Source organism: Kitasatospora sp. NPDC048298, assembly GCF_043201465.1.
Classification (GTDB): Bacteria; Actinomycetota; Actinomycetes; order Streptomycetales; family Streptomycetaceae; genus Kitasatospora.
On the sequence record NZ_JBICYZ010000002.1, the window covers coordinates 377,215 to 402,281 of the forward strand.

The window sequence follows — 25,067 nt, forward strand, 5'->3', positions numbered from 1 at the left end:
TTTCGAAAACCGGACATTTGAGACATAGCCAGACAGGCACCAAACGGACAGTCGTCACGGATGACGAACTGTCACGTCCGCTCAGCGGACACCCGGGTGTGATGAGCGCTATTCCGTGAATAGCGGCCCCGACAACTTGGAGTAGTTGAAAAAGTTCGCCCCCCTCTCCATGGGAAAGGGGGGCGAATCATTCCGGCCAATGGCCGTTCAGTGCGTCCGGATCACACCTTCTTGGCGCGCGAGGCGGTGCGGCCGCGGTCCTTCGCGTCGAGAACGACCTTACGGATGCGAACCGTCTCCGGGGTCACCTCGATGCACTCGTCCTCGCGGCAGAACTCCAGCGACTGCTCCAGCGAGAGCTTGCGCGGCGGGACGATCGACTCGGCCACGTCCGCGTTCGAGGAACGCATGTTGGTGAGCTTCTTCTCCTTGGTGATGTTCACGTCCATGTCGTCGGAGCGCGAGTTCTCACCGACGATCATGCCCTCGTACACCTCGGTGCCCGGGTCGCAGAAGAGCACGCCGCGCTCCTGGAGGTTGGTCATCGCGAAGGCGGTGACCACACCGGAGCGGTCGGCGACCAGCGAGCCGTTGTTGCGGGTGGTCAGCTGGCCGAACCACGGCTCGTGGCCCTCGTGGATCGAGTGGGCGATGCCGGTGCCGCGGGTGTTGGTGAGGAACTCGGTCCGGAAGCCGATCAGGCCGCGGGACGGGACGACGAACTCCATCCGGACCCAGCCCGAGCCGTGGTTGGACATGTTGTCCATGCGGCCCTTGCGGACGCCCATGAGCTGGGTGACGGCACCCATGTGCTCCTCGGGCACGTCCACGGTGAGGCGCTCGACCGGCTCGTGGGTCTTGCCGTTGACCTCCTTGGTGACCACCTGCGGCTTGCCGACGGTCAGCTCGAAGCCCTCGCGGCGCATGGTCTCGATCAGGATGGCCAGCGCCAGCTCACCGCGGCCCTGCACCTCCCAGGCGTCCGGACGCTCGGTGTCCAGCACGCGCAGCGAGACGTTACCGATCAGCTCGCGGTCCAGGCGGTCCTTCACCTGGCGGGCGGTGACCTTGCGGTCGACCTTGCCCGCGCCGGACTTGGCGTCCGCGCCCTTGCCGCTGCCGCCACGGCCGACCAGCGGGGAGGTGTTGGTGCCGATGGTCATCGAGATGGCCGGCTCGTCCACCGTGATCAGCGGCAGCGCGATCGGGTTCTCCGGGTCGGCCAGGGTCTCGCCGATCATGATGTCGGAGATACCGGCGACGGCGCAGATGTCACCGGGGCCGGCCACCTCGGCCGGCTTGCGGGTGAGCGCCTCGGTCATCAGCAGCTCGGAGATGCGGACGTTCTGGATCGAGCCGTCGCGCTTGATCCAGGCCACGGTCTGGCCCTTGCGCAGCTCGCCCTGCTCGACGCGGAGCAGCGCGATGCGGCCGAGGAAGTTGTCGGCGTCCAGGTTGGTGACGTGGGCCTGGAGCGGGGCGTCCTCGTCGTAGCTGGGGGCCGGGACGTGCTCCAGCAGGGTGGAGAAGAACGGCTCCAGGTTGGTGCTGTCCGCGGGAACGGTGCCGTTCTCCGGCTTGGTCAGCGAGGCGACGCCGTCACGCGCGCAGGCGTAGACGATCGGGAACTCGATCTGCTCCTCGTCCGCGTCCAGGTCCAGGAACAGGTCGTAGGTCTCGTTGATGACCTCGTCGATCCGGGAGTCCGGACGGTCGGTCTTGTTGATGCAGAGGATGACCGGCAGGCGCTGGGAGAGCGCCTTGCGCAGCACGAAGCGGGTCTGCGGCAGCGGGCCCTCGGAGGCGTCGACCAGCAGGACGACCGCGTCCACCATCGACAGACCGCGCTCGACCTCGCCACCGAAGTCGGCGTGGCCCGGGGTGTCGATGATGTTGATGGTGATCGGCGCGCCACCATCCTTGGGGTGGTACTTGACCGCGGTGTTCTTCGCGAGAATGGTGATGCCCTTCTCGCGCTCCAGGTCGTTGGAGTCCATCATCCGGTCATCGAGCTGCTGGTGGGCGGCGAAGGCGCCGGCCTGCTTGAGCATGGCGTCGACCAGCGTGGTCTTGCCGTGGTCGACGTGGGCGACGATGGCGACGTTACGGATGTCGTTGCGCGTGGGCATGCCTTGCGAATTCTCCCGGAATCGTGGGTTGCGGCGCCCGGCTGCGTGACGCGCACTTGCGATCCCTGTCGATCGCCGCCGCCCGTTCCGCCTGCTACTACCGGTCCACCCGCCGGGCACATGGCCATGCCGCGGCTTCCTCCTATCGTACGGGGAAGGGCGGAGGTGGGCGGAAACGAGCTGGTCCGGCGGGATCAAGATCACAGGTGGGTCACACACCCTTCACCGACCGGCCGTGCTCCGACAGTCTTCCGTTCGTGATCCGACGGCCCGGGGCCCGGCTGCGCCGGATCTCCGATGTCGAACGCATGCCGGAGCCCGCGGAGGTGGCCCGATGAGTGTCCCGATCGTCCTGGTGCACGGCACCCGCTTCAGCGCGGGGCAGTGGAGCCCGCAGCTGGCGGCGCTGCGGGAGGAGTTCCCGGTGGTGGCCGTCGACCTGCCGGGGCACGGCACCCGGCGCGGCGAGCCGTGGAGCCTGACGGCCGCCTGCGCGAGCGTCGCCGCGGGGGTGGAGGAGCTGGGCGGCGGGCCCGCGCTGGTGGTCGGGCACTCGCTGGGCGGGTACGTCGCGCTGGAGTTCGCCCTGCGCAGGCCCGAACTGCTGCGCGGGCTGGTGCTGGCCGGCGCGAGCGCCGACACCCGGGGGCGCTGGGCGGTCCCGTACCGGGCGGTCGGCGCGCTGGTGCCGCGCGTCCCGGCCGCGCGGCTGTCCCGGTGGAACGACGGGCTGCTGCGCCGGCTCTACCCGGCGCGGGTGGTCGCGGAGACGATCCGCGCCGGGTACGGCTTCGAGGCCCTGCCCGCCGCCTGGGCCTCGGTGCTGGGCCGCTTCGAGCCCGGCGTCCTGCGCCGGGTCGAGGCCCCGGTGCTGATCCTGAACGGGGAGAAGGACTCGGCCTTCCGCTCCGGCGAGCGCGCCTTCGCCGCCGCCCACTCGCACGGGCGGGCCCGGATCGAGCTGGTGCCCCGGGCCCGGCACCTCGCCAACTTCGACGCCCCGGAGGCCTTCACCGACGCCCTGCGCCGCTTCGCCCGGGAGCTGCGGCCCTAGTCCTGCCCGGTGTCCGGTTCGCTCCAGCCCACGTCCTGGAAGCGCGGCCACCCGAAGCCGTACGCGCCCGCGCCGAGCACCCCGGTCCTGACCCCGACCAGCTCCGGCCGCTGGTAGAGCGGCACCGAGTGCCCGAGCTCCCAGATCCGTACGTCCGCCTGCTGGAGCAGGTCCAGCCGGGCCGCCTGGTCCGGCTCGGTGGCCGCCCGTTCGAACAGTCGGTCGATCTCCTCGGTGCCGCTGCGGCCGAAGTTGCCGCCCGGCTCGGGCACCCCGTCGGGGTCGGGCCGGGGCTTGGCGTAGGCGGGGCGCTGTTCGATCGCCGGGCTGGGGCCGGCCGGCCAGGTGAGCAGCGCGAGGTCGTAGTCCCCGGCGGCCAGGTGCTCCCCGACGAAGGAGTCGGCGGGCGCGGGCACCTGCTGCACCGCGATCCCGGCGTCCGCGAGGCCGGCGGTGAGCGCGTCGGCGGTGCGCTTGGCGGTCGCCGAACCGGCCGGGACGAGCATCGAGAGGGAGAGCGGCTTGCCGCCCTTGGTCCGGGTGCCCCCGCCGCCGGGCCGCTTCCAGCCCGCCTCGTCCAGCAGCCGGCCCGGGTCCCCCGGACCGGCCGCGCCGCTGTTGTCCCGGTAGCCCTCCTGGTCACCCGCGAGCAGGTGGCTGCCCAGCGGCGCGGCGGGCAGGCCGAGCGGGGTGAGCGCGGCGTCGGCGATCCGCTGCCGGTCGACGGCCCGGGTGAGGGCGCGGCGCACCAGCGGGTCGGTCAGCGGGCCGCGCGCGGCGTTGAGGGTGAGCTGGGTGAGCGAGGCCGCGGCGGCCCGGTGCACGGTGACGCCGGGCAGCGATTCGGCCCGGTGCAGCGCCAGTGCCGCCGCCTCGGGCGCGGCCGCGGGCGGCGGCGCGACGGAGGGGGAGGCCGAGGCGGCGGCGGTGGCGTCGGCGTCCGGGACCGGGACCGCCCGGTCCACGGCCGCGGTGAGCGGGGCGATGTCCAGCCGGTCCTGGTCCAGCGCGTCCAGTCGCTGCTCGGGCGGCGCGGCGAGGAAGTCGATCCGGTCGGCCTTCGGCGGGTCGCCCCACCAGAGCGGGCTGCGCACCACACTGACCGTCCCGTCCTCGGCGTCGTACCGGGCGACGGTGTACGGCCCGGCGCTCGGCCCGCCTCCGGTCAGCGGTCGGCCGAACGCGGCCGGGGTGGCCGTCTCGGCGGCCGGGTAGAGCGGGCCGAACAGCGAGCGCCAGTCGGCGTACGGCCGCCGGAAGGTCACCCGCACCTCGGACGGGTCGGCGCCCTGGGTGACCGAGTCGATGGCGTCGTACCCGACCGCCCGCGCGCCCCCGTACGCCGGGTCCAGGCCGGACAGCGCGGTCCGCTGGGCGTCGAGGTCGGCGGCCGAGACCGGGGTGCCGTCGTTCCAGACGGCGTTCGGGTTGAGCCGGTACGTCACCACCTGCGGGCCCGGCCCGGGCGGGGTGGACTCGGCTCCGGCCAGGTAGTCCGGGTCGGGGACGAGCCGGCCGTGCTCGTCGGGCCGGAACAGCGAGGGGTACAGGGCGTGGGCGAGCAGCGCCGAGTCGGCGTTGGCCGTGCCCTGGTAGACGTTCAGCGTGGCCGGGACACCGTCCACGGCCCAGCGCAGCGTGCCGCCGTCCCGGACGGCGGCACGGTCGGCGGGCCCGACGTCCCCGGTGGTGGCGGTGGGATCGGCCGGGACGGGCACGGGGGCGGGTGTGTGGGCGGGCCCCGAGTCGTCGGAGCAGCCGCCGAGACCGGCGGCGAGCAGCAGCGCGGCGGCTGCGGCGGTGAGCTGGCGGACGCGCATGGCGGCCATCGAACGCCGCCCGGGGCCCCGGGACCGTGCCGACACGGCGGGCCGCCGGGCGACTGCACCCGTCCGGCCCACCGTTTCCGATGACTACAGCGCCAGCTCGAACCAGACGATCTTGCCCTTGGGCGTGCGCCGGCTGCCCCAGCGCTCGGCCAGCAGGCTGACCAGCTGCAGGCCGCGCCCGCCCTCGTCGGTCTCCTGGGCGCGCCGCTGCCGGGGCTGGGCGTAGCCGTCGTCCCAGACCTCGCAGACCAGGCTGCGCTCGCGCAGCAGCCGCAGCCGGATCTCGCCCCGGCCGTGCTTGAGCGCGTTGGTGACCAGCTCGCTGACCAGCAGCTCGGTGGTGTCGACCAGCTCCTCCAGCCCCCGGGAGAGCAGCCAGCTGCACGCCAGCTCCCGGGCCTTGGCCACCGAGGTGGGCTCGGGCGGCAGGAACCAGTTGCCGACGGCGTCGTCGGGGAAGGCGTGCACCTTGGCCATCAGCAGGGCGATGTCGTCCTCGCCGTGGTGCGGGTTGAGCTCGCCGAGCACGTGGTCGCAGAGGTCCTCCAGCCCCTTGCCCTCGTCGGAGAGCGCGGAGCGGAAGGCCCGCAGGCCCTCGTCCAGCTGGTGCTTGCGGCTCTCCACCAGGCCGTCGGTGTAGAGGGCGAGCACGGCGCCGTCCGGGAGGGTCAGCTCGACCTCCTCGAAGGGCTCGCCGCCGACGCCGAGCGGCAGGCCGGGCGGCACGTCGAGCATCCGGGAGCCCTCGCCGGGGCTGAGCAGCACGGGCGGCAGGTGGCCGGCGTTGGCGAAGAGGCAGCGGCGGGTGACGGCGTCGTAGACCGCGTAGACGCAGGTCGCGAGGTAGACCTCGCGGGCCTCCTCGTCGGCGGTCGAGGTGAGCCGACCGTACGGGGTGGGCGGGCCGGCCGGGACCGAGTCGTCGCCGAGGCCGCGGGCGATCTCGTCCAGGGCGGTGAGCACCTCGGCCGGGTCGAGGTCGAGCATCGCCAGGGTGCGGACGGCGGTGCGCAGCTGGCCCATCGCGACGGCGGCGCGCAGACCGCGGCCCATCACGTCGCCGATGACCAGCGCGGTGCGGTTGCCGGGCAGCGGGATGACGTCGAACCAGTCGCCGCCGACCTCGGTGTTGTTGTTGCTGGGCAGGTAGCGGCAGGCGATCTCCAGGCCGCTGGCGGCCGGGTTGCCCGGGGGCAGCAGGCTGCGCTGGAGGATCAGCGCCCGCTCGTGCTCGCGCCGGTAGAGCCGGGCGTTGTCGATGCAGACGGCGGCGCGGGCGACCAGCTCCTCGGCGATCGCGACGTCGCGGGCGTCGAAGGGCTCGCTGCCGATCGCCCGGGAGAGCTGGACGAGGCCGAGCACCTGGTCGCGGGCGACCAGCGGGACGATCAGGGTGGAGCGCAGCAGCGGGTCGCGTCCTGGCTCGGGGACGACGCTGCGGCCGGTGCGCAGCGCCCGGGCGTGCGGGGAGCGGCGCGGGTAGCAGAGGGTGCCGCCGGCCTCGGCGATCGGCAGGCCGGTGACCGAGCCGAGCACCGAGGAGGCGCCGCCGACCACGCTGGAGACGGCGACCCGGCGCAGTTCGCCACTGCCGTCGGTGAGCACGGTGTCGCCGAGCCGGCCCGCGCTGGGCACGGTCTCGCCGGAGAGCAGCGCGGTGTACAGGTCGACGGTGGCGAGGTCGCAGAACGGCGGGACGACGACGTCCAGCAGCTCCTTGGCGGTGGTCTCCAGGTCGAGCGTGGAGCCGATGTGCGCGCTGGCCTCGTTGAGCAGGGCCAGGTTGCGGCGCACGCCGTCGGCCTCGCGCTCGGCGACGTGCCGGCTGGTGACGTCGGAGACCTGCCCGGCGACGCCCATGGTCTGCCCGGCGACGCCGTTCAGGCGGTACAGCGAGACGGCCCAGAGCCGGTTGCCCTCGCGGGTCGGGACGGCGCCGTGGAAGCGCAGGTCGAAGACGGGCTCGCCGGTGGCCAGGACCTTGCGCAGGGCGGCGGTGAGCCGGTCGGCCTCGGACGGCGGGAAGAGGTCGTGCGGGGTGAGGCCCTCCAGGTCGGTGGGGACCAGGCCCATCCCGGAGGCGAAGGCGTCGTTGACCCGCTGCAGCCGCAGCCGGTCGTCGAACAGCACGAAGCCGGTGGGCGTCTGCCCGAAGACGGCCTCGGAGGCGGCCAGGTCGGTCTCGATCCGGCGCAGCCGCCCGAGGTCGACGGCCAGACAGGTGGCGCCCGCGGTGGGCAGCGAGCTGTCCGGCATCAGGTAGAGCTCGGCGAGGCCCTCGCCGCCGTCGGCGTCCCGGTACGGGGTGGTGCCGACCCACTCCTCACCCGCCAGGGTGCGCTCCAGCCGGGCGCGGCCGCGCTGCCAGAGCTCGCGGGGGACGAAGGTGGCGATCGGGTCGGCTCCGACGGCCTCGGCGGCCGGGATGCCGAAGAACTCGGCGGCGCGCTCGCTCCACTGGCTGATCCGCCCGTCGGGGCCGATCGCGAAGGTGGCGACCCGGATGTAGTCGTAGATCGAGCCGGGGTCGTTGCCACCCCAGGACCGGTCCCGGTCGGCGGGGCGGTGGCCGCGGCCCGCGGCCGCGCCGTCCCGTACGGGCAGGTGCGCGGACCCGGCCTGTCCGGGCACGGCGGCATGACCGCTGCTGCTCGGCGACGCGCTCCGCGCCGGAGTGCTGTTCAACGGACCGACCCCTCCAACCCGCGACCGTCCGGATGTCGAGAAGACCGAGTATTCATCATCGAGGGGTACGTTCACACGCCCTCAACATCACAACATCAGATCGGGCGAAGGTTTTTGTCCTACCGCCCGCGCAACCACAATGCCACGCTCGCGCCCCCTTCCGGAGCGCGCGCTCCCCCCGGGCGCCCGATGGCATGTTCGACACCGCTCCCCTGCTGTTCGCTCCGATCACGATCCATCCGGCTCACTACCCGGCAGCGCCTGCTCGAACCAGACCACCTTGCCGACGCCCTCGGCCCGGGCGCCCCAGCGCAGTGCCAGCCGGTGGACCAGTTCGATGCCGCGCCCTCCCTCGTCGGCGACGGCCGCGTGCCGCTCCCGGGGCGGGTCGGGCAGTGGGTCGGAGATCTCGACCAGCAGCGTCTCACCGAGCGTCAGCCGCACCCCGATGGGGGCGCTGGCGTACCGGACGGCGTTCGTGACCAGCTCGCTGACCAGCAGCTCGCCGATGTCGGTGAGCTCCTCGACGCCCCACTCGAGGAGCGTGGCGCGGACCAGCCGGCGGGCCCGGGAGACGGCGGTGGGCTCGGCCGGGAGGGTCCAGCCCGCCGTCGGGGTGCCGGCCTGGCCGTGGCCGAGCCGGGCCAGCAGCAGGGCGACGTCGTCCGGCTCCCGGCCCTGCTCCATGGTGTCCAGCACCGCCTCGCAGGCGGCCTGGATGGAGGCGTGCGGCTCCTGGAGCACGGTGACCAGCCGGCCGAGGCCGACGTCCAGGTCCTTGTCCCGGGACTCCACCAGGCCGTCGGTGCACAGCGCCAGCAGGCTGCCCTCGGGGATCTTCAGTTCGACCGACTCGAACGGGACTCCGCCCACCCCGAGCGGGGCGCCGGAGGGCAGGTCGAGGATGTGGCCGACGCCGCCGGGCAGCGGGCCGCCGGTGCGGGTCGGCTCCGCGGCGTTCCCGCCCGGCGCCACCAGCACCGGCGGGATGTGGCCGGCCTTGGCGACGGTGAGCCGGGCCGTCGCCGGGTCGAACACCGCGTAGACGCAGGTAGCCAGCAGCGCCTCGTCCGGGCCCTGGGCGAGGTCGTCGGCCAGCTCGTGGACGTGCCGCAGCAGGACGTCCGGCGGCAGGTCGAGGGCGGCCAGCACCCGGACGGCGGTGCGCAGCCGCCCCATCGTGGCGGCGGCCCGCAGGCCGTGGCCCATCACGTCGCCGACCACCAGCGCGGTGCGGTCGCCGGGCAGCGGGATGACGTCGAACCAGTCGCCGCCGACCTCGGTGCCGCTGCTGCCGGGCACGTACCGGTAGGCGACCTCGACGCCGGTGGGCTGCGGGACCTGCTGCGGGAGCAGGGTGCGCTGGAGGGTGAGCGCGGCGGTGCGCTCGCGGGCGTAGAGGCGGGCGTTGTCCAGTGAGCTGCCGGCCCGGTCGGCCAGCTCGACGGTGAAGGCCAGGTCGTCCCGGTCGAAGCCCTCGCGGTAGCCGGCCCGGCTGATCAGCAGCAGGCCGATCACGATGCCGCGGGCGCGCAGCGGCACGACCAGCATCGAGTGCACGCCGAGGTCCCGGGCGGCCTGCATCTTCGGGTCGCCCGGGTAGGTGACGTCGTCCAGCTGGTCGGCGCCGGAGACCAGCTCGGGCACGCCGGTGCGCAGCACCCGGCCGCAGACGGAGTCCTCGGCGAAGGTGATCCGGGCGCCGCGGCGCAGCATCACGTCCACCTCGGGGCCGTCCTGGACGGAGGCGGTGCCGAGCTGGAGCAGCGAGGTGCGCCGGTCGTGCCCGTGCCGGGGCAGGTCGTCACCGTGCGCGACGGCCTGGAGCAGGATCACCGCCGAGTGGTCGGACAGCCGGGGGACGACCGAGCCGGCCAGCTCCTGGGCGATCCGGGAGGCGTCCAGCAGGTCGCCGACCCGGGAGCCGAACTCGTTGAGCAGCGAGAGCCGGCGCCGGGCGTGCTCGACCTTGGCCACCGCCCGGTAACGCTCGGTCACGTCCATCACGGTGCCGGAGATGCCGAGCACCCGGCCGGAGCGGTCGGTCATCCGGCTGTAGGAGATCGAGCGGTAGCCGGCCCGGGTGGTGACCGGGGAGGCCAGGGTGACGTCGATGACCGGCTCGCCGGTGGCCAGCACCTGGCGCTGGATGGCGGTGATCTCGTCGGCCGCCCGCTCCGGCAGGGTCTCGCCGGTGGTCCGGCCGACGTGGCCGTCCGGGGCGACGCCGTTCATCTCGGCGAGGGTCCGGTTGACGGCGGTGTAGCGCAGGTCGGTGTCCATGATGGCGATGCCCAGCGGGGACTGTTCGAACAGCGCGTCGCGCACCGCGAGGTCCCGCTCGACGGCCTGGACGGCGGCCGCCTCGGCCATGTTGACCTGGAGGAACGGGGTGCCGTCGCCGTCCACCAGGAGGGAGATCCGGGCGTCCATGGCGACGGCCAGGCCGTCCCGGTCGAGCAGTTCGGCGTGGCCGGCCCAGCGGCCGTCCCGCAGGGTGGACTGGATCGCGGCCCGGATCCGGGCGACCTGCTCCCGGTCGGGGATCAGCTCGTCGATCCGGCGGCCGACCAGCAGCTCGTTCGGCCAGCCCAGCAGTTCCTCGGCGGCCGGGCTCCAGAGCACCACCCGGCCCGCGGTGTCCAGGATCGCGATGGCGACCTTGAGCATGTCCAGCAGGCCCTCGGCGGGCGTGCCGGAGCCCCCCGGGGCGTCGGCGGACCCGCCGGGGAACGGCCGTCCGGGACGGCTGCGCAGGCCGCCGGGCCGGGGAGCCGGCTCGGCCACCGCCAGGGTCGGGGCCGGTTGGTGGGGCCGCGCGGCGGTGGGGGTGGCGGTGCCGGCGGCCTCGACGGTGCCGCCGCGGCGGCGGCCGGCCGGAGGCTGGGGGGCGGCAGGACGGGCGGCGCGGCGCAGTCGGGCGCGGGCGGCGGCGCTCCCCGCGGAGCCTGCCCGCCGCTCTCCCCCGCCGCCGTTCCCGGAACTCGACACCGACGGGGCCTCCGGCTCTGGTCGGGATCGGCGTCGCCGGCTGGGGACGGCTCACCGATGGTGACGAATAGTGCCGAAAAGTGACATACCCAGCAGCACCCAGGCTATCCCGGCGCCTAGGTCGTCTTGTCCGATTGACCTACTCGGAGGACGGCGCGTCGCCGACCGCCGACACGCCGTCCACGGCCCGCGCCGGGGCACCCGTGAGCAGCCGTGCGACATGCGGCAGCACGTCACGGTCGTGGTCGATCCAGTCCACGGCGTCCAGCTCCTCCGGGCCCAGCCAGCGCAGCGCGTCGTGGTCCTCCAGTGCGCTCGGCTCACCGGCCAGCAATTCGGCGGCCCAGAAGTGCAGCTCCAGGCCGGGGCGCACGGCCCACGCGCCCGGCAGCCGGGTCAGCGCGCGCGCCCGGACGCCGAGCTCCTCCAGCAGCTCCCGCTCCAGCGCCTGCGCCTCGGTCTCGCCGGGCTCGGCCTTCCCGCCGGGGAACTCCCACCGGCCGGCCACCGACTCGGGCGCGCTGCGCCGGGCGGCGAGCACCCGGCCGCCGCGCACCAGCGCGCCGCCGACCACGATCCGGGGCGCGGCAGGGGCGGCGGGGGTGTCGGAGCCGTCGGGAGCCGGGTGACTGGCGTGGGTCGCGTCCATGGCCCCGACCCTACGGGTTCAGGCGTTGCGGACCGTCCCGTCCGCCGCTTCCGGCCGGGCCTCCCCGTCCGCTTCGACCCAGTACATCTGCTTGTGGCCGCGGGCCTCGAACTCGGCGGCCAGCCGTCGGGCCTCGGCCGGGTCGAGGTCCTTGGCGACCACGAAGCGGTTGCCGTTGTCGTCCTGCCGCATGACCCGGTGGGTGCCCATGGCGGGAGGGTACCGGGACCATCCCGGGACGGGACGGTCCCCGGCTCGCGTGGGGGTCGGGCCGGGGACGCGCCGTGGACGCGCTCACGACCGTACGGTCGGCGGGTTACCGGCAGGTACGGGCGAGGTCAACGCCCGGTAACCGGATGCGCGGCCGCTCAGACCCGCAAGTCGGGCACCTGCTCGCCGGTCGACAGGCCCAGCCCGCGGCGGATCTCCAGGATCGTCGGGGCCGACCTGGCCTCCGCCGCCCTGGCCCGGCGGAGGTCACCCGCCAGGTCGGTGCCGGAGGCCGCGGCGTCCCAGGCGGCGGCCGCCTGCGCCTTGGCCTCGGCCAGCTTGGCGATCATCGGCTGGACGTCGAGCGGCCAGGCCACCCCCGTCCGGCCCAGCACCGCCGCCTGGGTCCGGGAGGCGGAGGCCACCCGGCGGGCCCAGGCCCGGTAGTCGGCCTCGGCCTCGGAGACCTCCCGCTCCGGCTCGTCCAGGTAGTCGTCGTTGAAGCTCCGGGCGGCCTCCAGGTAGGCCAGCTGCGGCGCGGTCAGGCGGCTCCGGTCGGTGCGGACCGTCCCCTGGTGCCGGTCCTCGGCGTCCTCGAAGGCGCAGGTGACGTACCGGTCGCCGGCCGCCCAGTTCTTCGCGGTCGGGTAGAGGTAGACGTCGTCCATGCCGTCCGGGACGGCCCACTGGTCGAGCGCGTAGGAGTCCAGCACCGTGCGGCACAGCCGGACGGACATCTTGCGGACCACGTCCTCGCCCGGGTACGGGCCGGCCCTGTCCGGGAGGTCGGCGGTGCCCGCCACCTCGCCGTGGTGCGGCTTGGCGCAGGCCACCCGGTTCACCCAGTACACCTTCGCGTCGCCGTTCCCGTCGACCGTCGAACCGTCCTCGGGCGAGTCGTAGCAGTCGCCGGCCTTGAGGTCCGACCAGTGCACCGAGCCGGCCGGCGCCTTCGGGGCCTGGCCGTAGCGGCCGGCCCGCGCCGAGCTGAAGTCGGCCGCACCGAGCATCAGGGCCAGCAGCACCGTGCCGACCGTGCCCAGCACCAGGCCGGTCACCGCCATGCCGGTGCCGCGCTCCTTGCGGCGGTTGATCTGGGCCAGCGCGAGGATGCCGAACACCAGGGCCACCGGGGCCACCAGGAGCAGGCCGGTGACCAGGGAGCCGACGGCGAAGCCGTTGGTCGGGGCGGGGCCGGGACCTGGCGCGAACCCCGGGGCGAATCCGGGGAGCGGGGCGCCGGCCGGGACCGGGCCGTGGGTCGGGGCGTACGGGTTGCCCGGCTGGAAGCCGGACTGGGCGGCGGGGGTGACGGAGGCCCAGCCGCCGGCGGGCAGCGGGTGCGGCGGCTGGGGCGGGGCGGCCGACGGCGGGACGGCCTGCGGGGCCGGGGCCGCGGTCGATGCCTCGGTCGGGCCCGGGCCGGGGGCGGGGGCGGGGGCGGGAGCGGTGGGCGGGGTCGCAGGCGGGCCGGCGGAGAGGTCGGGTGCGGCCCAGGGGTCGGCGGGCGGGGCGGGCTCGGCTCCGGCCGGGGCGGGCTCGGCTCCGGACTCGGCGGTGTCCTTGCGGAAGTCCACTCGCGGGTCCTGCCCGGCTGCCGGCGTCTCCGGCGCCGTTTCCGTTTCCGTTTCCGTTTCCGTTTCCGTTTCCGCCGCCACTGCAGTCTCCGCCTCCGGCCCCAGGACGGGCGGCTCGGTCTCAGGCTTGGACACGTGGACTCCCCCACCCCGCCGGAACGGGCATCGGCTCGGCGCTCGGCACCATGGCTCGGACCCGAACGGGCCCGAATCTGAACGGTCGCGCGACTTTACCCGATCTTTCCGAACGTCCGTCCACTCTTTCCGGCCCGCCTTCCGCCGGCTCAGCCGCGGGCCAGGATCTCGCCGTGCAGCATCGAGAACCAGCCGTCCCCGGCGGCGCTCCACTCCCGCCAGCCGTCCGCGATCCGGTCCAGCTCGTCCCGGTCCGCGAGGCCCAGCCCGACGGCCGTCCGGCCCAGTGCGGTGCCCGTCACCCGGTCCGCCCACATCCCGCCCCACCAGGCGCGCTGCTCGGGCGTCGCGAACGTCCAGGTGGAGGCGCTCGCGGTGACCTCGGTGAAGCCGGCCGCGCGGGCCCAGGACAGCAGCCGTCGGCCGGCGTCCGGCTCGCCGCCGTTGGCGCGGGCGGTCCGTCGGTACAGCTCCAGCCACCGGTCCAGCGCGGGGACCTCCGGGAACCAGGTCATCGAGGTGTAGTCGACGTCGCGGACCGCGACCACGCCGCCCGGCGCCGTCACCCGCCGCAGCTCGCGCAGCGCGGCCACCGGGTCGGCCACGTGCTGGAGCACCTGGTGGGCGTGCACCACGTCGAACTCGCCGTCCCGGTAGGGCAGTCGGTGGACGTCGGCGCGCTCGAAGACGACGTTGGCCAGGCCCCGGCCGGCGGCGTGTCCGGCGGCCTGCTCCAGCACCTCGGCGGAGGTGTCCACGGCCACCACCCGCCCCTGCGGGCCGACCAGCCCGGCCAGGTCCGCGGTGATCGTGCCGGGCCCGCAGCCGACGTCCAACAGGGCCTGCCCGGGCCGCAGTTCGGGCAGCAGGTAGCCGGCCGAGTCGGCGGCGGTGCGGGAGCGGTGCGAGCGCAGCACGGCCTCCTGGTGGCCGTGGGTGTAGACGGCGGCGGGCCGCGGTCCGGTCATGAGGTCCCCCTGGATGTGGTCGGTCCCGGTGCTCCCCGACGCTACTCCCCGTCCCGCATCGCGAGAAGATCCGTCTCACATTCCGACCCCCACGGACCCGGTCCGCCCGACCGGCTCCCGGCCGCCGTACCGTGGAGGCGCCTCCGACAGAACGGTCCCCGCCCATGCCCGGCCCGCGCCCCTTCGTCCTGCTGAGCGCCGCCGTCTCGCTCGACGGCCACCTCGACGACGCCTCCCCCGACCGGCTGCTGCTCTCCAACGCCGCCGACTTCGACCGGGTCGACGAGGAGCGCGCCGCCGCCGACGCGATCCTGGTCGGCGGCAACACGCTGCGCGTCGACAACCCCCGACTGCTGGTCAACGACCCCGGGCGCCGGGAGGCCCGGCTGGCGGCGGGCCGGCCCGAGTACCCGCTGAAGGTGACCCTCAGCGCGAGCGGCGACCTCGACGCCGGCCTGCGCTTCTGGCACACCGGCGGCGCCCGGCTCGCGTACACCACGGACCGCGGGGCGGCAGTGCTGCGACCCCGGCTGGACGGGCTGGCCGAGGTGGTCGCGGTGGGCGAGACGGTGGACCTCGGCGCGGTGCTGGACGACCTGGGCGCCCGCGGGGTGCGCCGGCTGATGGTCGAGGGCGGCGGGGGCGTGCACACCCAGTTCCTGGCCCGGGGCCTGGCGGACGAACTCCAGCTGGCCGTCGCCCCGCTGCTGGTCGGTCAGGCCGAGGCGCCGCGGTTCGTCCGCCCGGCCGCGTTCCCGGGCGGGCCGGCCCGGCGGATGCGGCTGCTGGAGGCACGTACCGTGGGCGACGTCGTCCTGCTCAGGTACGCCCCGAAGGAGCCCGCGCCGTGACCCAGTCCGCGTCCACCGATCTCGACCACCTGCGCCGGGCCGTCGAACTCTCCCGCCGCTGCCCGCCGTCGGAGACGGCCTTCTCGGTCGGCGCGGTGATCGTCGGCGCCGACGGCACGGTGCTGGCGGAGGGCTACAGCCGGGAGACGGACCCGCACGACCACGCCGAGGAGGCGGCCCTGGCCAAGCTCCCGGCGGGCGACCCGCGGCTGCGCGGGGCGACCGTCTACAGCTCGCTGGAGCCCTGCGGGCAGCGCGCCTCGCGGCCGGCGCCGTGCGCCCGGCTGCTCGTCGCGGCGGGCGTGCCGCGGGTGGTGGTCGCCTGGCGCGAGCCGGACCTGTTCGTCACCGACTGCCAGGGCACCGCGCTGCTGACGGCGGCCGAGGTCGAGGTGGTGGAGCTGGCGGAGCTGGCCGAGGAGGCCCGGGCGGTCAACGCCCACCTGCTCGGATGATCTTTTGTATCATTTCGAAACAAAGAGCTCGCGTTCTCCGGCTCTCCCGTCGCCGCACTCCCCGAGGAGCCACCCCGTGCCCGCCACCCCCGTCCGCCTGACCGCCCGCGCCGTCCTCCTCGACATGGACGGGACGCTCGTCGACTCCGACGCCGTGGTCGAGCGCTGCTGGAGCCGCTGGGCCGGGCGGCACGGCCTGGACCCCGCCGAGGTACTCGCCGTCGCCCACGGCCGCCAGGGCCACGCGACCATGGCCGCCCTGCTGCCCGAGCGCCCGGCCGAGCTCAACCTGGCCGACAACGAGCGGATGCTCGACGAGGAGCGCGCCGACACCGAGGGCGTCGTCCCGGTGCCCGGCGCCGCCGCCTTCCTCGCCTCGCTGGCCGGGCTCCCGCACGCCCTGGTCACCTCCGCCGACCAGCCGCTCGCCCGGGTCCGGATGGCCGCCGCCGACCTGCCGCTGCCGCCCGTCCTGGTCACCGCCGAGTCCGTCGGCGCGAGCAAGCCCGACCCCGAGGGCTTCCTCAAGGGCGCCGCCGCCCTCGGCTTCGCACCCGCCGACTGCCTCGCCTTCGAGGACTCCGGCGCCGGCATCGCCGCCGCCAGGGCCGCCGGCGTCCGCGTCATCGGCATCGGCCCGCGCGCCCTCCCCCACCACCCGGACGCCCACGCCGACACCCTCACCGCCGTCACCGTCACCACCACCCCCGACGGCCTCCTCACCGTCACCATCGCCTGACCCCCGCAACGCCGTACCGCTCCGGGCCCGGACCGGTACGGGTACGCGCCCGGCCGTCGAGTCGGTCCGCAGTGTCCGGGCGCACCCGGCCGAGGCCCCACGGCAGCCGGACGCGGCGGCGTGCTCTGACAGTGGGATCAACGGCCCCGAGGTCCCCGCGGGCCGTCGAACCGGTTCATGCGCTCCAGGAGCTGTCCCGTTCCGGGCCGCCAGAGGTCGTCGACGATGCGACCGTCGGCGAGGAAGACCACGCGGTCCGCGTACGCCGCGGCGGCCGGGTCGTGCGTGACCATCACGATCGTCTGGCCCATCTCCCGGACCAGCTGACCGAGCAGGGAGAGGACTTCGGCCCCCGTGCGGGTGTCGAGGTTGCCGGTCGGCTCGTCGGCGAAGACGATCTCCGGGCGCCCCGCCAACGCCCGTGCCCACGCGACGCGTTGCTGCTGCCCCCCGGAGAGCTCTCCGGGCCGGTGGCCGAGCCGGTCCGAGAGGCGTGCCAGCTCCATCGTGCCGATCCTGGCCGAGCCCGAGGTGGGCGAGTCCAGGCCGGCCAGACACTGCATCAACGTGGACTTGCCCGATCCGGACGGTCCCATGATGGCGGTGAACTGGCCCTGCTGGAACTCGACGGAGACCCGGTCGAGAGCGGTGACCCGGCGTGCGTCGCCGGAGTCAGCACGAAGTCGGCGCCGGACCGCCGACGAGGGGTGATCAGGGGTGTCCCCAGGTCGGCACCAACTCGGCACAGGAGCGGCGAGGGGTCTGAACCGAAAGGAACAGACCCCCTCCGACCTGCACGTTCGCCGGATCAGCAGTGCCGTGCCGTGTCACCGATCAGACGTTGAAGCGGAACTCCACGACGTCGCCGTCCTGCATGACGTACTCCTTGCCCTCGATGCGGGCCTTGCCCTTGGAGCGGGCCTCGGCGATGGAGCCGGTCTCGACCAGGTCGGCGAAGGAGATGACCTCGGCCTTGATGAAGCCCTTCTGGAAGTCGGTGTGGATGACTCCGGCGGCCTCGGGGGCGGTGGCGCCCTTCTTGATGGTCCAGGCGCGGGCTTCCTTCGGGCCGGCCGTCAGGTAGGTCTGGAGGCCCAGGGTGTCGAAGCCGACCCGGGCGAGGGTGGCGAGGCCGGGCTCCTCCTGGCCCATGGACTGGAGCAGCTCCAGGGCCTCGGCCTCGTCCAGCTCGATCAGCTCGGACTCGATCTTGGCGTTGAGGAAGATCGCCTCGGCCGGGGCGACCAGCTCGCGCTGGGCGTTCTTGAAGTCCTCGTCGGCCAGCTCGTCCTCGTCCACGTTGAAGACGTAGAGGAAGGGCTTGGAGGTCAGCAGGTGGAGCTCGCGGATCGGGGCGGTGTCGAAGCCCGCCTCGAAGAGGGTCTTGCCGGTCTCCAGGACCGCCTGCGCGGCTTCGGCGGCGGCCAGCACGGGGGCGGTGTCCTTCTTGAGGCGCGCCTCCTTCTGGAGCCGCGGCAGGACCTTCTCGATGGTCTGGAGGTCGGCCAGGATCAGCTCGGTGTGGATGGTCTCGATGTCGTCCTTGGGCGACACCTTGCCGTCCACGTGCACCACGTCCGGGTCGGTGAAGGCGCGCACGACCTGGCAGATCGCGTCCGACTCGCGGATGTTGGCGAGGAACTTGTTGCCCAGGCCCTCACCCTCGCTGGCGCCGCGCACGATGCCGGCGATGTCGACGAAGTCGACGGTCGCCGGGAGGATGCGCTGGGAGCCGAAGATCTCGGCGAGCTTGGTCAGCCGCTCGTCCGGGACGCCGACCACGCCGACGTTCGGCTCGATGGTGGCGAACGGGTAGTTGGCCGCCAGCACGTCGTTCTTGGTCAGGGCGTTGAACAGGGTCGACTTGCCGACGTTCGGCAGGCCGACGATTCCGATCGTGAGCGACATGAAGCGCAGTCCCGTGGGCTTGGAGGAGTTGGGTCGGCACCGTACGGGCCGACCCCCAAGTCTACGGGCAGCCCCCGCCCCGCCTCACTCCTCGGTCGCCGCCTCGGGCTCCGGGAACGCCCGGCACTCGTCCTCGGCGCCGGCCGGGATGTCGAGCCGGACGTGATCGAGCCGTTCGAACGTGAAATCGGTCATGTTGTCCCCCCGCGGGAAGCCCGTGTACGGATCCGGCGCTCATCGCCCGTCGGCTCGTCCGAGCAGGTCAGCCGACCTGAATGACGATCACATCACCACTCCGTCCAAAGACACGGGGCAAGACCTGAACGGTCCATTACACAGTGTGGCGATGATCGGACCGTACGTTGGGCGGGTGGAGCAGAGCATCCGTACCCAGCCGCCAGAGCCCAGACGCCGTCCGCCGACCGGCCGGGCCGCAGCCGCCGTCCCCGGCCCGGGCCGGCCCCCCGAGAGCGCCGGGGCCCCCGCCGGGCGCGGCTCCCGGCCGCGCCCGGCGGCCACCGAGCCCCCGGCCAGCCCCCGGCTGCGCCTGCGCGTGCCGGGGGCCGGGCAGCGCGGCGAGGAACCGTCGGACGGGCGGCGGCGCACCGGCCGGCGGGCCCGGCTGACGGCCGTCGGCACCGGGGTGGTCGCCGTCCTGGCGACGCTCGCGGTGGCCGGCGTGGACCGGCTGCTGTTCGACGGCCTGGGCTGGGTGTTCGGCCTCGGCTACCTGGTGGTCTGCTTCCAGTTGGCCGTCCGGGTGCGCTACGTCGACCTGCTGGCCGCACCGATCAGCGGACCGATCGCCTTCGCCCTCGCGCTGCTGCTGCTCGAGCCGGTGAGCTCCCCGGGCGTCACCGCCCAGGTGGTCTCGCTGGCGACCGGGCTGGCGCTGCGGGCCGGGTGGCTGTTCTCCGGCACCGGGCTGGCCGTGCTGATCGTGCTCGCGCGGTTCGTCGCCCAGCGCCGGATCCACCGCTCCCGCTGACGCCGCCCTGCCCCGAGGCCTGAGCCGAGGACCGAGTGCCGAGCCCGGGGCCCGGCCCGCTCAGCCCTCCGCCCGGGCCGCCGCCATGGCGGCCCCGACGATGCCCGCGTCGTTGCGCAGCTCCGCCGGCACCACGCGCGCCTCGCGGTCCCTCAGCAGCGGCAGGAACTTCTCGTGCTTGCGGCTCACCCCGCCGCCGATCACGATCAGGTGCGGCGAGAACAGCCTCTCCACCAGGTCCAGGTAGTCGTCCACCCGCCCGGCCCACTGCTCCCAGTCCAGCCCGTGCCGCTCCTTGGCGGCCGAGGAGGCCCGGCGCTCGGCGTCCTTGCCGCGCAGCTCCAGGTGGCCCAGCTCGGTGTTGGGCACCAGCGTGCCGTCCACGAACAGGGCGCTGCCGATGCCGGTGCCGAAGGTGAGCACCAGGACCACGCCCGGCTCGCCCCGGCCGGCGCCGTGCGTCAGCTCGGCCAGGCCGGCCGCGTCCGCGTCGTTCAGGACGGTCGCGGGCATCCCCAGTGCCTCGCGGAAGAGGCCCGCCGCGTCCAGGCCGATCCAGCCCTTGTCCACGTTGGCCGCCGTTCTGGTGCGGCCGTCGACCACCACGCCGGGGAAGGTCAGCCCGACCGGGCCCCGGTGGTCGAAGTGGCGGACCACCTCGCAGACGGCGGCGACCACGGCCTCGGGCGCGGACGGCTGCGGGGTGAGCACCTTGTGGCGCTCCTCGACGAGCGCGCCCCGGGCGAGGTCGACGGGCGCCCCCTTGATCCCCGAACCGCCGATGTCCACGCCGAATACCGCCGTCATCACGTCCGCCCTCCGCCGTCGGCCGCGGACCGGGCCGGTCCGCGGCCGGTGGATTGTCCACAGCCTGTGCACAAAGCTACGAGAGCGCGCCGGGGCGTGCACAGCGGAAGGCCCGGCGCCCCGCGTCGGGGGTGCCGGGCCTTCCGGGTGGGGTCAGAGCTTGCCCGCCGCCTCGGCGCGCAGGTCGCGGCGCAGCTCCTTGGGCAGCGAGAAGGTCAGGTGCTCCTCGGCGGTCTTGACCGTCTCGACCGTGTCGTAACCGCGCGCGGCCAGGAACTCCAGCACGCCGTCGACCAGGATCTCCGGCACCGAGGCGCCGCTGGTCAGGCCGACCGTGGTGACGCCCTCCAGCCACTCCTCGCGGATCTCCTCGGCGAAGTCCACCAGGTGGGCGGCCTTGGCGCCGTACTCCAGGCCGACCTCGACCAGGCGGACGGAGTTGGAGGAGTTCCTGGAGCCGACCACGATCAGCAGGTCGGTCTCCGCGGCCAGCTGCTTGACCGCGACCTGGCGGTTCTGGGTGGCGTAGCAGATGTCGTCGCTGGGCGGGCTGACCAGCGCGGGGAAGCGCTTCTTCAGCTCGCCGACGGTGGCCATAGTCTCGTCCACGGACAGGGTGGTCTGGGACAGCCAGACGATCTTGGACTCGTCCCGGACCCGCACGTTGGCGACATCCTCGGCACCGTCCACCAGGTGGATCCGGTCCGGGGCCTCGCCCATGGTGCCGATGACCTCCTCGTGGCCCTCGTGGCCCACCAGCAGGATGTCGAAGCCCTCGTCGGCGAAGCGCACGGCCTCCTTGTGCACCTTGGTGACGAGCGGGCAGGTCGCGTCGATGGTGGCGAGCTTCCCGGCCCGCGCCTCGTCGTGGACGGACGGGGCGACGCCGTGCGCGGAGAAGACGACGATCGCGCCCTGCGGCACCTCCTCCGTCTCGTCGACGAAGATCGCGCCCTTCTTCTCCAGGGTCTGCACCACGTACTTGTTGTGGACGATCTGCTTGCGGACGTAGATGGGCGCCCCGTACTGCTCCAGGGCCTTCTCCACGGCGATCACGGCGCGGTCGACTCCCGCGCAGTAGCCCCGGGGGGCGGCGAGCAGGACACGGCGCTGCGCGGTCTTGGACATGGCTCCATCGTACGGGCGGTGGCGGGTCCCGCCGCCCCGGCCGGGGAGCCGCGCCAACGGTGGACGCTTTCCGTGCGGACTCGGTCGATACCGCTCAAAATGTGGTGTCTATGAGCTCTGTGAGCGAGCAGGCGACGCCGAGCGGCCTGCGCCGCAGCCTGGGCGTGCGCGATCTGATGGTCTACGGACTGCTGTTCATCGCCCCGATGGCCCCGGTCGGCGTGTTCGGCGTGCTGGACGCCAGGAGCCACGGAGCCGTCGCCGCCGTGTACCTGGCCGCGACGGTGGCGATGGGCCTCACCGCCTTCTCGTACGCCGAGATGGTGCGCGCGGTGCCGCAGACCGGCTCGGTGTTCGCCTACGCGCGGGCCGGCCTGGGCGAGGGCCCGGGCTTCGTCGCCGGGTGGATGGCGATGCTCGACTACCTCCTGATCCCCGCGGTGGCCTACCTGTTCTCCGGGATCGCGCTGAACTCCCTGGTGCCGGACGTCTCCCGCTGGGTCTGGACGGCGCTCGCGGTGGTGGTGACCACCGCGCTCAACCTGGTCGGGGTGCGGACGGCGGCGGCGGTCGGGTTCGCGGTGCTCGCGATGGAGATCGCGGTGCTGCTGGTGTTCACGGCCGCGGCCGTGGTGGCGCTGGTCCAGGACGGCGCCCGGCGCGGCTGGGACACCCCGTTCACCGCCGTCGGGGCGTTCTCGCTGACCGCGGTGATCTCGGCGGTGTCCGTCGCGGTGCTCTCCTACCTGGGCTTCGACGCGATCGCCACCTTCGTGGAGGAGGCGGTCGGCGCGTCCGCGGCGGTGGCCAGGGCGGTGCTCTGGTGCCTGGCGCTGGCCGGGGTGCTGTTCGTCGTCCAGACCTACCTGGCGGCGCTGCTGGAGCCGACCGGCCCGCAGCAGCTCGCGGCGGACCCGGCGGCCCAGGGCTCGGCCTTCTACGACACCGTGGAGAGCGGGGTCGGGCACTGGCTGCACGTGCTGGTGGCGGCCGGCAAGGCGATCGGCGCGGCCTTCGCCGCCCTGGCCGGGCAGGCCGCGGCCGGCCGGCTGGTCTTCGCGATGGCCCGGGACGGCCGGCTGCCGCGGGCGCTCGGCTCGGTCGACCCGGCCAGCGCGGTGCCGCGCCGGGCGCTGCTGACGGCCGCGGTGATCACGATGGCGGCGGCGGTCTGGGCGGCCGACCGGGACGACGGGCTGGACCAGCTCACCTCGGTGGTGAACGTGGGCGCGCTGACCGCCTTCGCGCTGCTGCACGCCTCGGTGATCGGCTGGTACGCGGTGCGGCACCGCTCGCGGCGGTGGCTGCGGCACCTGGTCGTGCCGGTGCTGGGGATCGCGGTGATCGGGGCGGTGGTGTACGAGGCCTCGCCCACCGCGCAGCTGGTCGGGCTGGTCTGGCTGACGGTCGGCCTGGTGGTGCTCGCCGTCCAGGGGGCGAGCGGCCGAAGCGGCGGCCCCGGCCGGGCCGGCGGGCGCCGACAGCCGTAGGCGCGGCTGTGGCCGTTGCGGTGGCGGTAGCCGTGTCGGCCGGCGCCGCTAGCCTCGTACGCATGGCCAACACCAGCTCCCCCGAAGCGCCGCTCCCGGTCGGCAAGGTCTCCGCGCTGATCGGCGGCTGGATCGACCGGCTCGGCGCGGTCTGGGTGGAGGGGCAGATCACCCAGCTCAGCCGCCGGCCCGGCGCGGGCGTGGTGTTCCTGACCCTGCGCGACCCCCAGGCCGACGTGTCGCTCACGGTGACCTGCTTCCGCTCGGTGTTCGACCAGGTCGCGGACGTGGTGCAGGAGGGCGCGCGGGTCGTCGTGCACGCCAAGCCGGAGTGGTACGCGGCGCGCGGGCAGCTGTCGATGCGCGCCTCCGAGATCCGGCCGGTGGGCCTGGGCGAGCTGCTGGCCCGGCTGGAGCAGCTGAAGCGGCGGCTCGCCGGGGAGGGCCTGTTCGCGGCCGAGCGCAAGAAGCCGCTGCCGTTCCTGCCGCAGTGCGTCGGGCTGGTCACCGGGCGCGGTTCGGCGGCCGAGCGGGACGTCCTGGAGAACGCCCGGCGGCGCTGGCCGGCCGTCCGCTTCGAGGTGCGCAACGTCCCGGTGCAGGGGGTCAGCGCGGTGGAGCGGGTGAGCGCGGCCGTGCGGGAGCTGGACGAGCACCCCGAGGTCGACGTGATCGTCGTGGCCCGCGGCGGCGGCAGCGTGGAGGACCTGCTGCCGTTCTCGGACGAGGGGCTGGTGCGGCTGGTCGCGGCCGCCCGTACGCCGGTGGTGAGCGCGATCGGGCACGAGCCGGACCAGCCGCTGCTGGACTTCGTGGCCGACCTGCGCGCCTCCACCCCGACCGACGCGGCCAAACGGGTGGTTCCGGACGTCGGCGAGGAGCTGGCGAAGATCCGCCAGCTGCGGGACCGCGCCCGCCGGCACGTGCTGTCCCGGGTCGAGCGCGAGCAGCACGGGCTGGACGGGGTGCGCAGCCGTCCGGCGCTGGCCGCCCCGCACCGGATGCTGGACGGGCGCGGGCAGGAGGTGGACGGCCTGCTGGAGCGGGCCCGGCGCACCCTGCGGCACCGGCTGGACCACGCGCAGAGCGACCTCGGGCACACCCTGGCCCGGGTGGTCGCGCTCTCCCCGGCGGCCACCCTGGAGCGCGGCTACGCGGTGCTCCAGCGGGCGGACGGCACGGTGGTGACCGACCCGGCGCAGGTCGCGCCCGGCGAGGGGCTGCACGCCCGGGTGGCGGGCGGCGGCCTCGACGTCACCGTGGACCCCCGGTAGGCAGGCCCCGACCACGGCCGGACGGGGCTGGGGAGTGTCGGCCCGAGCCCCTACGCTGGCACGCATGGCAGAGCAGCAGGAACAGCAGGACGCGGCGGCGCCGAACCCGGACGACGCGCTGGGCTACGAGCACGCCAGGGACGCGCTGCTGGACGTCGTCCGGCAGCTGGAGAACGGCGGCACCTCGCTGGAGGAGTCGCTGGCCCTGTGGGAGCGCGGCGAGCAGCTGGCGAAGGTGTGCCAGCGCTGGCTGGACGGCGCCCGGGCCCGGCTGGACGCCGCGCTGGCCGCCGAGGAGGGCGCGAACCCGGGCGGGGAGTGAGGCCGCGCGGCGGGTGGAACCGGGCGGAAGGTGAGGCGGGTCACATCCACTTGGGGAATCGTTGAATATTCACCTATGTTGGAAGAGGTGATCGGCCGCGGCCGGTCACACCGACGAACCCCTTTCCGCATGAGGTGCACAAGCATGACCACCGACGCTCTGGTACTCGACGCCGCCGCCCAGGACCTGCTGTTCCGCGAGGCCCGCACCGCGAACACCTTCACCGACGAGCCGGTCTCCGAGGAGCAGATCCAGGCCATCTACGAGCTGGTCAAGTTCGGCCCGACCGCCTTCAACCAGCAGCCGCTGCGCGTCGTCCTGGTCCGCTCGGCCGAGGGCCGCGAGCGCCTCGTCCGGCAGATGGCGGACGGCAACAAGGACAAGACCGCCGCCGCCCCGCTGGTCGCCATCCTGGCCGTGGACAACGAGTTCCACGAGGAGCTGCCGACCCAGCTCCCGCACTTCCCGCAGGCCAAGGACCTGTTCTTCTCGGAGCGCAGCGTCCGCGAGCAGTCCGCCACGCTGAACGGCGCCCTGCAGGCCGCCTACTTCATCGTCGGCGTGCGCGCCGCCGGCCTGGCCGCCGGCCCGATGACCGGCTTCGACGCCGACGGCATCAACAAGGAGTTCTTCGAGGACGGCGAGCACTCGGTGCTGGCCGTGGTCAACATCGGCCGGCCGGGCGAGGACGCCTGGTTCCCGCGTTCGCCGCGCCTGGCCTACGACGAGGTCGTCACCACGGTCTGATCCGCCCCGCGCACGCCGAAGGGCCCCGTACCGGTTCTTGGGTTCTAGGAGTCGTTGCAACACCCCAGTTCAGGGGATGCATTGGACTTCGAGATCCGCAAGGACCGGACGGCCCAGGGGCCTGTGAAGCT

Annotated in this window: 19 protein-coding genes and 1 pseudogene; 8 read left to right on the forward strand and 12 right to left on the reverse strand. The window is 74.3% G+C overall.

Going from position 1 to position 25,067, the window contains the following annotated elements:
* Window positions 1–221 precede the first annotated feature (221 nt).
* Window positions 222–2,129, reverse strand: coding sequence for a translational GTPase TypA (gene typA / locus ACGF0D_RS02825; RefSeq protein ID WP_392873664.1), 1,908 nt, complete (start codon window positions 2,127–2,129; stop codon window positions 222–224).
* Between the two features lie 334 nt (window positions 2,130–2,463).
* Here typA and ACGF0D_RS02830 point away from each other — a divergent pair, with 334 nt between their 5' ends.
* Window positions 2,464–3,183: an alpha/beta fold hydrolase gene (locus ACGF0D_RS02830; protein ID WP_392873667.1), complete on the forward strand. Its 720-nt coding sequence runs from the start codon at window positions 2,464–2,466 to the stop codon at window positions 3,181–3,183.
* On the opposite strand, the gene ACGF0D_RS02835 is transcribed toward ACGF0D_RS02830, so the two are convergent.
* The 7 genes from ACGF0D_RS02835 to ACGF0D_RS02865 all read right to left on the reverse strand — a co-directional run bounded on the left by ACGF0D_RS02835 (window position 3,180) and on the right by ACGF0D_RS02865 (window position 14,227).
* Window positions 3,180–5,003, reverse strand: a complete 1,824-nt coding sequence (locus tag ACGF0D_RS02835) for an ABC transporter family substrate-binding protein (protein WP_392913701.1) — start codon at window positions 5,001–5,003, stop codon at window positions 3,180–3,182. The genes ACGF0D_RS02830 and ACGF0D_RS02835 overlap by 4 nt on opposite strands.
* Window positions 5,004–5,096: 93 nt before the next feature.
* Window positions 5,097–7,697: a SpoIIE family protein phosphatase gene (locus ACGF0D_RS02840; RefSeq protein ID WP_392913702.1), complete on the reverse strand. Its 2,601-nt coding sequence runs from the start codon at window positions 7,695–7,697 to the stop codon at window positions 5,097–5,099.
* Between the two features lie 228 nt (window positions 7,698–7,925).
* The gene (locus tag ACGF0D_RS02845; RefSeq protein ID WP_392913703.1) at window positions 7,926–10,688 is read right to left on the reverse strand and encodes a SpoIIE family protein phosphatase; all 2,763 of its coding nucleotides are present in this window, start codon (window positions 10,686–10,688) and stop codon (window positions 7,926–7,928) included.
* Window positions 10,689–10,827: 139 nt separating this feature from the next.
* A complete protein-coding gene (locus ACGF0D_RS02850; protein ID WP_392913704.1) occupies window positions 10,828–11,337 on the reverse strand; it encodes an NUDIX domain-containing protein in 510 nt (169 codons plus the stop codon).
* 18 nt (window positions 11,338–11,355) lie between these two features.
* The gene (locus ACGF0D_RS02855; protein WP_392913705.1) at window positions 11,356–11,547 is read right to left on the reverse strand and encodes an SPOR domain-containing protein; all 192 of its coding nucleotides are present in this window, start codon (window positions 11,545–11,547) and stop codon (window positions 11,356–11,358) included.
* Window positions 11,548–11,705: 158 nt separating this feature from the next.
* Complete coding sequence (locus tag ACGF0D_RS02860; protein WP_392913706.1) at window positions 11,706–13,124, reverse strand: DUF4190 domain-containing protein; 1,419 nt, start codon at window positions 13,122–13,124, stop codon at window positions 11,706–11,708.
* A gap of 284 nt (window positions 13,125–13,408) precedes the next feature.
* Window positions 13,409–14,227, reverse strand: coding sequence for a methyltransferase domain-containing protein (locus ACGF0D_RS02865; protein ID WP_392873686.1), 819 nt, complete (start codon window positions 14,225–14,227; stop codon window positions 13,409–13,411).
* A 164-nt stretch (window positions 14,228–14,391) separates the two neighbouring features.
* Between ACGF0D_RS02865 and ACGF0D_RS02870 the strand changes: the two are divergent.
* Together ACGF0D_RS02870 and ACGF0D_RS02875 are read left to right on the forward strand one after the other, a co-directional pair.
* A pseudogene (locus ACGF0D_RS02870) lies at window positions 14,392–15,533 on the forward strand (dihydrofolate reductase family protein).
* Between the two features lie 76 nt (window positions 15,534–15,609).
* Window positions 15,610–16,272: an HAD-IA family hydrolase gene (locus ACGF0D_RS02875; RefSeq protein WP_392913707.1), complete on the forward strand. Its 663-nt coding sequence runs from the start codon at window positions 15,610–15,612 to the stop codon at window positions 16,270–16,272.
* A 137-nt stretch (window positions 16,273–16,409) separates the two neighbouring features.
* Here ACGF0D_RS02875 and ACGF0D_RS02880 read toward each other — a convergent pair whose 3' ends face one another.
* The gene (locus ACGF0D_RS02880; RefSeq protein WP_392913708.1) at window positions 16,410–17,018 is read right to left on the reverse strand and encodes an ABC transporter ATP-binding protein; all 609 of its coding nucleotides are present in this window, start codon (window positions 17,016–17,018) and stop codon (window positions 16,410–16,412) included.
* Window positions 17,019–17,106: 88 nt separating this feature from the next.
* Window positions 17,107–18,180, reverse strand: coding sequence for a redox-regulated ATPase YchF (gene ychF, locus ACGF0D_RS02885; RefSeq protein ID WP_392873695.1), 1,074 nt, complete (start codon window positions 18,178–18,180; stop codon window positions 17,107–17,109).
* A gap of 370 nt (window positions 18,181–18,550) precedes the next feature.
* Between ychF and ACGF0D_RS02890 the strand changes: the two genes are divergently transcribed.
* The gene (locus ACGF0D_RS02890) at window positions 18,551–19,168 is read left to right on the forward strand and encodes a DUF6542 domain-containing protein (protein ID WP_392913709.1); all 618 of its coding nucleotides are present in this window, start codon (window positions 18,551–18,553) and stop codon (window positions 19,166–19,168) included.
* A 60-nt stretch (window positions 19,169–19,228) separates the two neighbouring features.
* Here the strand turns inward: ACGF0D_RS02890 and ppgK are convergent, their stop codons facing one another.
* Complete coding sequence (gene ppgK, locus ACGF0D_RS02895; RefSeq protein WP_392913710.1) at window positions 19,229–19,975, reverse strand: polyphosphate--glucose phosphotransferase; 747 nt, start codon at window positions 19,973–19,975, stop codon at window positions 19,229–19,231.
* Window positions 19,976–20,128: 153 nt separating this feature from the next.
* Entirely contained in the window at window positions 20,129–21,103 is a 975-nt protein-coding gene (locus tag ACGF0D_RS02900; protein WP_392913711.1) for a 4-hydroxy-3-methylbut-2-enyl diphosphate reductase, read from the reverse strand.
* A 110-nt stretch (window positions 21,104–21,213) separates the two neighbouring features.
* Between ACGF0D_RS02900 and ACGF0D_RS02905 the strand changes: the two genes are divergently transcribed.
* From ACGF0D_RS02905 to ACGF0D_RS02920, 4 genes are all read left to right on the forward strand, one after another.
* Complete coding sequence (locus tag ACGF0D_RS02905; protein ID WP_392913712.1) at window positions 21,214–22,593, forward strand: APC family permease; 1,380 nt, start codon at window positions 21,214–21,216, stop codon at window positions 22,591–22,593.
* 62 nt (window positions 22,594–22,655) lie between these two features.
* Window positions 22,656–23,867: an exodeoxyribonuclease VII large subunit gene (gene xseA, locus ACGF0D_RS02910; protein ID WP_392913713.1), complete on the forward strand. Its 1,212-nt coding sequence runs from the start codon at window positions 22,656–22,658 to the stop codon at window positions 23,865–23,867.
* 64 nt (window positions 23,868–23,931) lie between these two features.
* On the forward strand, window positions 23,932–24,189 hold the full coding sequence (locus ACGF0D_RS02915; RefSeq protein ID WP_355255301.1) for an exodeoxyribonuclease VII small subunit: 258 nt from the start codon (window positions 23,932–23,934) through the stop codon (window positions 24,187–24,189).
* Between the two features lie 144 nt (window positions 24,190–24,333).
* Window positions 24,334–24,936, forward strand: coding sequence for a malonic semialdehyde reductase (locus tag ACGF0D_RS02920; RefSeq protein WP_392873713.1), 603 nt, complete (start codon window positions 24,334–24,336; stop codon window positions 24,934–24,936).
* Window positions 24,937–25,067 lie beyond the last annotated feature (131 nt).